Genomic DNA, 12,074 nt, shown 5'->3' on the forward strand with positions numbered 1-12,074 from the left:
TCCTGATGCATATTACCTCTTTACTTGATATCAATATACTAACACCATTTTGGAAACGTTTCAATAAATATTTTTAGATACATTTATATATGCTTATGTCGTCTCTCTCTCCATAAGGGTGACAAGGAAGTTATTCACCAATCTCCCTCCTCGAGCTTCACGGCTGAGTCCCTGCTACGAATTCGTTATCATTAAAAGCTAGCTGCCTCTTTAAAACGCTCAAAAGACAGATATAGCGAGATAAGCGCCACTAAGAAGAAAATAATTCCAATTCGAGTGTTTCTTCTAAATTTGATACCGTATGAAATGAAAAATATAGCCGCGGCAAGCTTAGCCCCACTCTGATAATAGCCATTAAACGATGATCCGCTAAAAATAATGGCAATGAACAGCATGGAAATGACAAGAACTTTGAACCACCATGGCTCACTCAAAAATAGTTTATACATCATCTTAATCCTCTGCATCCCATGGCCCTCTTTCTTCATAATTGTTACTTATTTGCTTTTAGGCGGCTTAGAAGATGTTGCGCTGAATGCGGCTCCTAATCCGGCGCCAATGGCTATGCCGATTACAATATTATCTAACGCCCCCCGAGAGCTACGCCGATTGTAATTCCAAGTGCCATTCCTGAAGCAAACTTTTTGTTCCAATTATTATTGGTCGTCTTCCCTTCACTCACGTCTGATAGCCTCCTCTTCAAATGTCATACGCTTAACGTGTAACAACAGTACATGCGACTCACTGGTGGAAAGAAATATCTCAGTTATAAATAAAAAAATATTTTTAGAATTAAAACCCTTTTCCCAAACAACCATACTTTAACCCTGCTCACCAAGATGATATAAAAAACCCTTGATCCATCTCATTTTTTAGATGTATCAAGGGTCTTTTCTGTCTCAAACATGTATTGTGTTTTGTCTCAATTATTACTTACATCTGTCTCATTTATAACCGTTACTCACTCACAGCAAGCAGCGATAATAAATAGTCGTTACACCTTGTAAGCCTTCATGGCCTTCCGCAGCTCTTTCCAGCTCGGACGCTTACCGTAGAGCAAGACGCCGGTACGGTAAATCTTCGCTGACAGCCAGCCTGCCGCATAGATGCTTACGAGCAGGATCGCGATGGATACAATAACCTGCCAGATTGGCGGGTTGGCGAGGCCAACTCGAAGCAGCATGACGAAAGGCGAGAAGAACGGGATAAACGAAGTGACTTTTACAAGCATCGTATCCGGATTGGAAATGCTGAACGTAGTAATGTAAAAGCCCGCCAGCGACAGCATCGTGATTGGCATTACCGCTTGGCCCAGATCCTCGGTACGGCTTACGATGGAACCAACCGCAGCGAACAAAGTGGAATACAGCAGGAAGCCCATTACATAGAACAGCAAGCCATAGACCAGAAGAAGCGGATCTACCTTCGTCAGGTCGATATCGTATTGCTGGAAGGCCGAGTTGTTATGCGGCAGGTTGATGTTAATAATGACAACAACCAAGTAAGCTACAATCTGCGTCAGGCCTACGACGAACATTCCGAAAATTTTGCCAAACATTTGTTTTTGCGGCGATACGCTAGTAACAATGATCTCCATTACGCGCGAGCTTTTTTCCGCCGTAATTTCCGAGGCAATCATCTGACCCGATACCATAATGCCGAAGAACAATAACAGAAGAAGGAACGTCACAAAGCCCATGTCTACGCCTTGCTGAGATTCGGTCTTGCCATTGCCTGCTCCTCCTGCACCATCGCTTGCCGCAATCTGCATCGTATTAATAACTACCGGACTTAGCAGCATGGATTTTTGCTGATCCGTTAATCCGCTGTCCTTCAGGACGATGTCGGTTTTTACGATTTGAATGCCCTGCTCCAGCGCTTGCGACGTTTTCTCGTCCATCAGCTTCTCGGATTTATAGGTTACCGTAGGCAAGCCCGTCTCATTGACAGGGCCAAATATCAGGTAGCCTTTGATTTTCTTATTCGCGACGGCGTCTTTCAATGTCTTCTCGTTTTGCTCCGTGGAGCCTGTATCCGGGTATTCAATCAGCTTGATTGCCGGCTTTTCCTGGCTCGCGTACGTCTTGCGCAGCTGCTCCGCGATTTGGGTTCCTTCCACAGCGCGCGCATCAATCGCATAACCGATGTTAGCCGTTTTATCGCTGTTTTTATCAAATAACGAAATAATATAAGGCAGGTTGGAGCCAATACATAAGATGACGACAAAGATAAGCGTCGTAATCAGAAAGGATTTACCTTTGAACTTGTTTTTCATCGTAAAGCCTGCTACCGTCCAGAAACTATTCATGCAAATCACCGCCTACCGCTTTAATAAAGATTTCGTTTAACGTCGGCTCCATAATCTCGAACTTGTAAATGGTCGTCTGCTCTAGGGCATGGCGCAAAATATTCGACGCCGAGCTCTCCTCCGCAATGGCAACCTCATAGCCGTATTCATGCTTCTTCACACCGGTTACCCCGCTCAGCCCTTCAAGACCGGCAACTTCGCCTTCCGTGCGCAGTATGACCTTTTCCCGCGGGTAACGTTTCTTTATATCTCTTAAGCTGCCTTGCAGTACCGGGTTCGAACGATGAAGGATCGTAATGTTGCGGCACAGCTCCTCGACATGCTCCATCCGGTGCGTCGAGAATAGCATCGAGGTACCGGAATCCCGCAATTCCTTAACGGTAGACTTCAACAGTTCCACGTTAACCGGGTCAAGACCGCTAAAAGCTTCATCCAAAATAACGATGCGAGGACGATGTATAACCGAAGCGATAAACTGGATTTTTTGCTGGTTGCCCTTGGACAGCTCCTCGACCCTTTTGCCGTAGTAGTCCGGAACCTCGAACCGGTCCAGCCAACGCTTAAGATTGGCATCCGCATCCTTCTTGTTCATCCCGCGCAGCTGCGCCAAGTAGATCAGCTGATCGCTTACCTTAACACGCGGATACAGTCCGCGTTCTTCCGGCAAGTACCCGAGCATGCGGAGCTGCTCTTTTGTGTAAGGCTGACCGTTATACAAAATCTTGCCCTGGTCCGGATAGATCAGTCCAAGCACCATCCGCATCGTCGTTGTTTTGCCGGCACCGTTGGCTCCCAGCAATCCGTAAATTTCCCCTTCTTCCACCTCAAAGCTGATTCCGTTAACCGCCTTCTTCTCCCCGTACTGCTTATGCACCCGATCTACTACCAAAGGCTTCATCTTCTGTATTCCTCCCTTTTAAACTAATAAACTATGACCGGAGCCGCGTCCGTTCCTGCTCAACCAATATGGCCAGAATATCCTCAAGCTGCAGAGCCTGCCGGTGCGTAATCGTAATTTCTTCCTGCCCGCACCAGTCCTCGGCATCCGGTGCCATCCTCGTAATGACGCGGAGCATACCGCCGCCAGCTTCCTCAATCCCGCATTGTCCCGGCATGGCTTGAACTCGCTTGCGGTTGACCTGCTCCCCATGCACGTAAAAAGCATGCCAGCTTCCAAACAACTCATCCTTCTCGTATACGCCAAGCACGCGCCCATGAATCATAAATACGATATAATCCGCAAGTCGCTTCACTTCCTCAACGATATGGGATGCCATCAGAATCGTACGGTCGCCAGGCTCCATATAGCGGTGAAGGACATCTATCATCGTCCGCCAGGCCAGAGGATCAAGACCTGACGAAGGTTCGTCTAACAGGAGCAGCTCCGGGTGATGGGACAGAATTAAAGCAAATTCGTATTTGCGCCGCATCCCCTTGGACATTTTACCAAGCTTAATGCCGTCATCCACCTCAAATAACCGAAGCAGCTCCTGATAGCGATTCACATCCCAATCGGGATACCACTTCTTCACAAACGCCGTCTTGGAAGAAGCCTTCAGCTTATCGTCATGCGGAGAAAACAACTCCGGCAAAAAACCGACTCTGCTCTTCGTCTGCCAGTCATCATCCTCCGAAATGTTGTTCCCCAGAAGCTTTACATCCCCTTTTTGGGGTTTTATCAAATCCAGAATGAGCTTGAAGGTTGAGCTTTTACCGGAGCCGTTAGGCCCTACAATGGCTGTCACATACCCCTTCGGCACTTCCAATTGAATGGGTCCCAGTTGAAAATGCGTCCGCCGCAGCTCTACTTCCCTCAAACTTACTACAATGTCGGTCATCATTCACCCTCCAAATTTTCGATCCAGCACTTCTTGGAAAAGCTTCATTATCTCTTCCCTTGTGCATTGTACAAGCTTGCCGGCATCAACGGCCGCCTCAAGTGCTTCCGTAACCGCGTCCAGACGGTACCGGTCCATCGCTTTCTGTTCGATCCGGGCTACATAGGTTCCGGTTCCTTGCTTCGTCCGGAGAAGCCCTTCATTCTCCAAATCCTGATAGACCCGGCGTACCGTAATAACGCTGCATTTGAGCAGCTGCGCCAACTCACGGATGGAGGGCAATAAAGTTCCTTCTTCCAGCTGCCCGCTTACGATTAGCGCTCTTAGCTGTACTTCAATCTGATAATAGAGCGGTTCCGCGCTTTGTTCGTTAATATGAATTGGCAGCCACACAGTCTCACCTTCTTCCAAATCAGGAGCTTACCGAAATCTTTTTCGTATAATGACGGTTCTTGAGCCGGCGTTTGATAATCCTATAACCCGAGTACACGGTAATCAGACACACGAGGAATGCCGCTGCCGTATACCACCAATGTCCCTTCTCCGCTTCATTCAGCAGCCCCAGTACAATACCTGCTTTGAAAAAACCAAGCAACGCGCAAATCGCCACATAAACAGCAACGCTGATATAGCAGAACATCGCGTAAGCTTTGCCCGTATGCCCGATTTCAAAGTACACGTACAAGACGGCCATCGATAAGGCATAAAAATACCAGAACAACGCGAACAACAGATAAGCTCCGATAGATAGATGGTCATGCAGGCGGTCAACCAGTATATATTGGGTCGTGAAAAATAAAGTCAACACCAATCCCAGCACGATAACCAGCTGCAGCATCCTCCCAATCACCAGATGGGATAGCGGAATCGGCAGCGTCCGCCATTCCGCAAGCTTACCGGTGAAGATATCCTCCCGCCAGAAGCGCATCGTTGTCTTGTTCATTACAAAAGCGAGGCTCGGAAAAGTAACGATAAAGATCATATCCAGCAACCACGAAGTGATTTTTTCCGCATCGTTATAGACCGCAATTGTAATTAAGGCCAGATAAAGACTAAATAAAAAGGTAAACAGAATTCCTATCCAATCCCGCGTAAGCTCATGCTTAGCAATATGCCAGGCTCCTTGCCGTAAATTCAAAAGCCCCTCTCCTTCCAAAACACAGACATTATACTGTATATATCCTTATACACAGTATATACACGGTGATACGATAGAGTCAACAGATTTTACCAATTTTTAATCAAAAAAAAGAGTGTATGCCTCATGCTCTGAGACACACACTCTCTTCCAACTACCAGCCAAAGATCGCGTCAATAACCGGCTTGGTATGACCGCCCGGATACATCATATAGAGAAGGATATACACGGCAACGCCTGTAATTGCCGTAAAGAACCAAATCACGGAAGTGACTTTTCCCCACTTCCTATGCTTCGAGAACTTTTCCCTGAATCCAAGCACAAGCGTTGTTATGCCAAACACGGCTGCAACCGTAGCAAGTACGATGTGGAATAACAGGAAGGTTAAATAATAAGGCTTCAAGCTATCCGGTCCACCCCATTCCGTATTGCCGACTAGAACGGTCCGGGACGAATAGATGATGAAGAAGATGAGCGCTGCAATAGCCGCGGCTATCATTACTTTCTTATGTTGATCGAGCTTCCGCTTAATAGCGAGATTCCAGCCGATCGCGACCAGAATCGCGCTTATGACGATAAAGCTCGTACTGATCGTAGGAAAAATTGTGTACTTGTCCAATGCTATCCCACCTAAAAAGAATTATCACATAAACAGACTAGGTGTAGTCTGTTTATGATGATTCTTGCTTCGAAAGCATACGCTTAAAGAATTATCACATAAACAGACGATTATGTACCTATCATCCGCTCTATTATACCGTGCCTTTGTTCATGTTGGACAGCTCATTTGGCACTTCATTTGTCGCATTTGTTACATCATCATCCTTATGCTCGCGTTTGAACCAGTGGAAGAAGATATAAGCCAGAATGACGCCGTACATGAACTCTTGAAGCAGCTTCATTACGATACCGCCAAGCTGCTGATCCTCCTCCGGGCTTCCCAGAAGATTAAAGAACTGTGGTCCGTCGAACAACGTAAGCAGCTGGGAAGGATCGCTTACGCAATAGCCCATCGCTTTCACCCAAGTATCGGGATTGCTATATACCGCATACATCGGCGTGCTCGCGAAAATAATAAAAGCACAAGCCGGCGTCAAGAGCACGCCGTTGGCAAATACATAGGCCATCTTTTTCAGATCGGTAAGGCGATTCCATTCCGGAACCGGATTCGCAATCTGTGCCCACATTAACATGGCAGCAACAAGCAAGATGAAATAAACAAGCCGGTGCAGCCAGAAATGCGTCATGACATAATCGTTTAGAAGCGGTACATGATAGAGCGAGAACAGCATGTTAAACGTTAAAATTGCAGCAATCGGATGCGTCATGAAGCGCAGCTTCTTCCAGCCTTGGGCAGCGAACATTCTCTGCCAGATAAAAGCGGGTACCGAGAGCAGCAGCATTGGCGGCACAATCAAATAAGACACGGACATGTCTATCATATGGAACGTAAACATCATGTGGCCCAGCAAGCTGAACGGGCCTCCCTGCACGAGGTAGAACATGACCGCTGCGCTCACAAACATGATTTTTTGCCAGACTGTTGCCTTATCCGCGTGCGGTGCATGCTTCTCCCGCCATGGTCCAATCAGATAGAAGTAAAGAATCACAACGGCGATCATGAAGAACAGAAACCATGGGGTCCACAACTCTTCAAAGCTGAAATACTGTAAGCCAAGCATCGATGGCAGCTCCTTTCAAATATCTGCAAAAAAGGAGGGCCCGTAACTGTATTGGGGACCCTCCTCTTTTCAATTATGCAATAACGTTACCACCAAGCCCAATATTCTGCCATGATGACACACGTGAATACTACGAATACGCCAAACAGGATACCGATTATCGCGAATGTATGACCGCGATCCTTCATATGCATCCAGAACGCCATCTGTACAAATACTTGCAAGATTGCGCAGCCGATAAGAATGATGTAGATGAAGTCGGTGTTAATCTCACCGCCTGCAACAGCCGCGAAAGCGATCAGTGTCAACAGGATCGAGAAGATAAAGGCAACGATATGTTTCTTAGGTCCTTCAACCTTATGACGAACCGGACGTTGTTCCTCCGTGGTATGATTGCTTGCCATGGATTAGCCCACCTTTCCCATCAGGTAAACGACGGTGAAGATAAATACCCAGACAACGTCGATGAAGTGCCAGTAAATGCCGGCAACGTATGCTTTGGGAGCAGTTGTAACCGTCAGGCCTTTCTTCAGCAATTGTCCGATCAGAAGCGAGATCCACACGATACCGAACGCTACGTGAGCGCCGTGGAAGCCAACCAATGTGTAGAACGAGGAGCTGAATGCGCTCGTTGTAAAGCCATGTCCTTCATGAACGTAATTCGTAAACTCGTAAATCTCTAGGCCCAGGAAGCCTAAACCGAGAATTACCGTAACAACCAGCCACGAGACCATTGCTTTTACCTTTTGCAGGTGAAGAGCTTGTGTTGCGAATACGCTCGTAAGCGAGGAAGTCAGGAGCAAGCCGGTTGCAAGCGCAACGAGCGGAAGCTCGAACAGCTCTTGCGATTTCGGACCGTCGAGCACCTGGTCGCGGAGAGCAAGGAACGCCGAGAAGAGCGTTCCGAACAATACCGTTTCCGCGCCAAGGAATAACCAGAAACCAAGAATCTTATTGCGACCCTCGAGGGTTGCTTTTTCAGGCTCATGAGGCAATTGGCCTTCAGTATGGGAATGTGCACTCATGCTTTAACCCCCTTATCTTGCAGTTCTTCTGGTTCGATATGGAAGCCGTGATCATCGATCAGGGAACGGATAATCATACAAGTAAATGTAATGATCAGACCGATACCGCCTACAACGAATCCTGCTTCAATACCTGCGATTTTACCCCATTCGCCATGCGAGTACATGAGACCGAGACCTGTAATAAACAAGCCGATCGCCATAAACAATGGCAGAATGGACGGGGATGGCATATGGATCGAGCCGATTGGTTCAGCCGGCGTCATTTCTTTATGACCATCCATTTTTTCTTTCCAGTATGCATCATAACCGCGAACAAGCGGCGTTTGCTTAAAGTTGTATTCCGGAGCCGGCGAAGGGATCGTCCACTCCAGCGTACGGCCGTCTTCCCAAGGATCGTTTGCTGCATTTTTAGGCTTGAACGCCGTAATGACAACATTCAGAACGAAGAAGATGGTGCCAAGACCCATCAGCATTGCGCCGATTGTACTAATTAAGTTCAGTTGATTAAAGCCAAGACCGTCCAGGTAAGTCCAGATCCGGCGTGGCATACCCATCAGACCAAGGAAATGCTGTACGAAGAACGTCAGATGGAAGCCGATAAAGAATGTCCAGAACGTCAGCTTTGCCAAACCTTCATTCAGCATGCGGCCGAACATCTTAGGCCACCAGTAATGAAGACCCGCAAAGAGACCCAATACAAGACCGCCAACGATAACGTAGTGGAAATGCGCTACGACGAAGTAGGAGTCGTGGTACTGGAAGTCGGCAGGAGCCGCTGCCAGCATGACACCGGTCACGCCGCCCATTACGAACGTTGGGATAAATCCTACGGCAAACAGGTTTGCTGCAGTGAATTTAATGGAACCGCCCCACAGCGTGAATAGCCAGTTAAAGATTTTGATACCTGTCGGTACCGCGATCAGCATCGTTGCGATGGAGAACAAGCCGTTCGCAACCGGTCCAAGACCTGTCGTGAACATGTGATGCGCCCATACCATGAAGCCCAAGAAACCGATCAGGATCGTAGCGAAGACCATCGAGCTGTATCCGAACAACCGTTTACGCGAGAACGTGCTGACAACTTCGGAGATAACGCCGAATGCCGGCAGGATCAGGATATAAACCTCAGGATGCCCGAAGATCCAGAAAATATGCTCCCAGAGAACGGCATTGCCGCCGCCGGAAGGATCAAAGAAGTTTGCGTCGAATATGCGGTCGAACATGAGGGCCGCAAGGCCAACCGTCAGTGCAGGGAATGCGAACAGGATCAGCGCCGAAGTAATGAATACGGACCAAGTAAACATCGGCATGCGCATGAAGGTCATTCCCGGAGCGCGCATATTAATAATCGTTACCAAGAAGTTGATACCGCCGACCAGCGTACCGATACCCGCAATCTGCAAGCCAAGCACGTAGTAGTCAAAACCGTGGTCGCCGTTAAAAGTTGTGCCCGAAAGCGGTGCATAAGCGGTCCAGCCGCCGTCCGGAGCAGCGCCGGTAAACCAGCTGACATTCAGCAGAACGGCGCCAAAGAAGAAAGTCCAGAAACCAATTGCGTTTACGAATGGGTACGCAACGTCGCGCGCGCCAATCTGCAGCGGTACAATCGCGTTCATCAATGCGAAGATGACAGGCATCGCCGCAAGGAAGATCATTGTAGTACCGTGCATCGTAAGCAGCTCGTTATATGTATCCGCGCTAACGAAATCGTTAAGCGGTTTCCACAGCTGAATCCGAATGAGAAGTGCTTCCAACCCGCCGACCAGGAAGAAGAAACCGCCGGCGATTAAATACAAAATACCGATTTTTTTGTGGTCAACCGTTGTCAGCCAGTCCATCAGGCCGGAATAACGTTTAACCGCATGTCCATGAGCCAAGGTAGGTACCTCCTTTAATCACCGATGATTATTGTTGATAGTCGAGAGTCAATTCCGATAAATATTTTGAAATTCCGTCAAGCTCTTGTTGAGTAAGATCAACCTTAGGCATCAGCGTGCCAGGTTTTACAGCCGACGGATCTTCAATCCAGCGATGCAGGTTGTCGTAAGTCGAACCTTCGTTGGAATATTTCGGATCATCAGTGTTAACGAGAATACCACCGACAGTCTCACGGCTGCCGATACCAGTCAGGTTAGGGAATGCCGGACCGCCTTGATCGCCTACAGCGTGGCAAGTCAGACATTTGCTGACAAATGCTTCTTTAATAGCTGGGTCGCTTGGAAGCGCAACCGGAGCTTGCAATGCAGCAGTCCAACGGTCAAACGAAGCCTCGTCCACCGATTTTACTTTAAAGTCCATTAAGCCGTGCGAAGGTCCGCAAAGCTCGGCGCATTTACCTAAGTAAACGCCTTCTTTTGGAGCCGAGAAGTACATGATGTTTACGTTAGCTCCAGGGTTTGCATCGATTTTACCGGCAAGAGACGGAATCCAGAACGAGTGAAGAACGTCTGCTGATTTCGCTTCGATGGAGATCGTCTTGCCTTTAGGAATTACTAATTCCTGTGCAGTCTTAATTCCGAGTTCAGGATACTCGAATTCCCACCAATATTGGTGAGCGGTTACAACAACCTTAACCGCCTCCGGATCTTTTGTGTGATCCTTTGAGAGGTTAAATACCGATTGAATAGTTGGCACACCCAGGATGATCAGCAGGATAATCGGAATGACTGTCCAGATAATCTCCAGCTTATGGTTACCTTCCACTTGTTTCGGAATGGCGTTGTCGCCGGGACGTCTGCGGAAACGAATAATTACATAGAAAGAAATCGCAAACACGACCACAATCACGATGAGCATGATTGAAATCGCCAGCTTCATCAGTCCGAACTGCTCTTCCGCTACAGGACCTTGGGGCCTCAGCGTGGACAAGTCACTTCGTCCGCATGCCGACAGCACGAGCACCATCAAGGCCAGAAGCGGTGCAAGCTTTCTAAAAAACTGCCACCGATTCATCAATAATCAACCCCACTTTTGACGTTTTCGCAGATGCTAACATCTTAGTAATAATGCGGCAAACTGCGTGTTTCACAGATGTTATGACAACTACTGGAACTAAATCACTTAATTAAATATAAAGTTGCTGTACTTATTTGTCAATGTTCCACAGAGAGTTCACAAATTGTTCTCAAAGCTGTCAAAAACTCAGGTTTTTCACGGTTTCGCGGCTTTGACAAAGTGATTATAAACGTGCTACTAAACACGGTTTCCCTACCCTACATTGTGCACCAAACCCATGGTCAATTATGTATGGAGGCCAAAGTGTATATTTCATCGTTCCCTACAAACCCTATTCCTATAACTGCCCGAATGGAGGCTGATTCCCCATGAACAAACGAGTATCCGGTTTATTGATGATTTCTTGTTTATTGATAAGCATGACTGCAGCCTGCGGTTACGAAAAGAACATCCAAAGCAGCGATCACGATTACGGAAGCAGGAAATCCGGAGACGCCAAAATGCTTGGCGGCAAAATGTACGGCACTTCTTCCGCCAACAACCCCCGCCAGCATGACAATGCCTTTTTCGAATACAGCAACAAAATTTCCAATGAGGTATCCAAGCTAGGCGGGGTTGGATCGGCCATTGTTATGCTTACCGACAAAAATGCTTACGTAGGCCTTGCTCTCGATTGGTCTGCCGTTGGCACCAAAAGCGCAGGACATACCGATGAGCAGGATCTTTCCGGAACCAGCGAAGGCGTGTACAACCATGATACAGGGAGCCAACGTTGGGATAACCGTCATCTGGTCACGCCGTATAACTCCCTATTTACCGTAAACGATCACAGCATGCTTTCCCATGAACTGAAGCAGACCGTAGCCACGAAAGTCAGGGAGCTTGCACCGGCTGTCCAGGAAGTGCATATTTCGGCCAATATGGATTTTGTGAACGAACTAAATGAATACGCAAAAGAAGCTTGGAGGAATCATTCCCTTACCCCATGGCTTCAGGACTTCAATACCTTGGTGAAATACCAGTTTGCGGGCGGAGATATTATGCCGCAGAAGATTAAGGATTACGACAATATGCGCGCCAGACAAAAAAACGGACAATCCATTATTCCTACCCATTAATCGATTT

The 12,074-nt window shown here is 47.6% G+C and carries 13 protein-coding genes; 1 reads left to right on the forward strand and 12 read right to left on the reverse strand.

Annotated features, from left to right (window positions below; all coding sequences use genetic code 11):
• Nucleotides 1-191: 191 nt before the first annotated feature.
• The 12 genes from WFK81_RS04240 to coxB form a co-directional block, all read right to left on the reverse strand.
• Nucleotides 192-467: a hypothetical protein gene (locus WFK81_RS04240; protein WP_336785186.1), complete on the reverse strand. Its 276-nt coding sequence runs from the start codon at nucleotides 465-467 to the stop codon at nucleotides 192-194.
• A 527-nt stretch (nucleotides 468-994) separates the two neighbouring features.
• A complete protein-coding gene (locus WFK81_RS04245; RefSeq protein WP_336785187.1) occupies nucleotides 995-2,308 on the reverse strand; it encodes an ABC transporter permease in 1,314 nt (437 codons plus the stop codon).
• Nucleotides 2,301-3,206: an ABC transporter ATP-binding protein gene (locus WFK81_RS04250; RefSeq protein WP_336785188.1), complete on the reverse strand. Its 906-nt coding sequence runs from the start codon at nucleotides 3,204-3,206 to the stop codon at nucleotides 2,301-2,303. The genes WFK81_RS04245 and WFK81_RS04250 overlap by 8 nt, the downstream gene beginning before the upstream one ends.
• 31 nt (nucleotides 3,207-3,237) lie before the next feature.
• Nucleotides 3,238-4,146 carry an ABC transporter ATP-binding protein gene (locus WFK81_RS04255; protein WP_336785189.1) on the reverse strand — a complete coding sequence of 303 codons (909 nt, stop codon included), beginning with the start codon at nucleotides 4,144-4,146 and terminating at the stop codon, nucleotides 3,238-3,240.
• 3 nt (nucleotides 4,147-4,149) lie between these two features.
• Nucleotides 4,150-4,539 carry a GntR family transcriptional regulator gene (locus WFK81_RS04260; protein WP_336785190.1) on the reverse strand — a complete coding sequence of 130 codons (390 nt, stop codon included), beginning with the start codon at nucleotides 4,537-4,539 and terminating at the stop codon, nucleotides 4,150-4,152.
• A gap of 19 nt (nucleotides 4,540-4,558) precedes the next feature.
• Nucleotides 4,559-5,284 carry a hypothetical protein gene (locus WFK81_RS04265; protein ID WP_336785191.1) on the reverse strand — a complete coding sequence of 242 codons (726 nt, stop codon included), beginning with the start codon at nucleotides 5,282-5,284 and terminating at the stop codon, nucleotides 4,559-4,561.
• A gap of 154 nt (nucleotides 5,285-5,438) precedes the next feature.
• Nucleotides 5,439-5,903 (reverse strand): DUF420 domain-containing protein, encoded by a 465-nt coding sequence (locus WFK81_RS04270; protein ID WP_336785192.1) that lies wholly within the window; start codon nucleotides 5,901-5,903, stop codon nucleotides 5,439-5,441.
• Nucleotides 5,904-6,036: 133 nt separating this feature from the next.
• Nucleotides 6,037-6,966 carry a cytochrome c oxidase assembly factor CtaG gene (ctaG, locus tag WFK81_RS04275; RefSeq protein WP_336785193.1) on the reverse strand — a complete coding sequence of 310 codons (930 nt, stop codon included), beginning with the start codon at nucleotides 6,964-6,966 and terminating at the stop codon, nucleotides 6,037-6,039.
• An 86-nt stretch (nucleotides 6,967-7,052) separates the two neighbouring features.
• The gene (locus tag WFK81_RS04280) at nucleotides 7,053-7,370 is read right to left on the reverse strand and encodes a cytochrome C oxidase subunit IV family protein (protein ID WP_015846850.1); all 318 of its coding nucleotides are present in this window, start codon (nucleotides 7,368-7,370) and stop codon (nucleotides 7,053-7,055) included.
• 3 nt (nucleotides 7,371-7,373) lie between these two features.
• Nucleotides 7,374-7,991 (reverse strand): cytochrome (ubi)quinol oxidase subunit III, encoded by a 618-nt coding sequence (locus WFK81_RS04285; RefSeq protein WP_336785194.1) that lies wholly within the window; start codon nucleotides 7,989-7,991, stop codon nucleotides 7,374-7,376.
• The gene (gene ctaD, locus WFK81_RS04290; protein ID WP_336785484.1) at nucleotides 7,988-9,832 is read right to left on the reverse strand and encodes a cytochrome c oxidase subunit I; all 1,845 of its coding nucleotides are present in this window, start codon (nucleotides 9,830-9,832) and stop codon (nucleotides 7,988-7,990) included. Before ctaD ends, WFK81_RS04285 begins: the two co-directional genes overlap by 4 nt.
• 67 nt (nucleotides 9,833-9,899) lie before the next feature.
• On the reverse strand, nucleotides 9,900-10,946 hold the full coding sequence (gene coxB, locus WFK81_RS04295; protein WP_442956016.1) for a cytochrome c oxidase subunit II: 1,047 nt from the start codon (nucleotides 10,944-10,946) through the stop codon (nucleotides 9,900-9,902).
• Nucleotides 10,947-11,317: 371 nt separating this feature from the next.
• Between coxB and WFK81_RS04300 the strand changes: the two genes are divergently transcribed.
• Entirely contained in the window at nucleotides 11,318-12,067 is a 750-nt protein-coding gene (locus WFK81_RS04300; RefSeq protein ID WP_336785196.1) for a hypothetical protein, read from the forward strand.
• Nucleotides 12,068-12,074: the final 7 nt, after the last annotated feature.

Source organism: Paenibacillus sp. MMO-177, assembly GCF_037147795.1.
Classification (GTDB): Bacteria; Bacillota; Bacilli; order Paenibacillales; family Paenibacillaceae; genus Pristimantibacillus.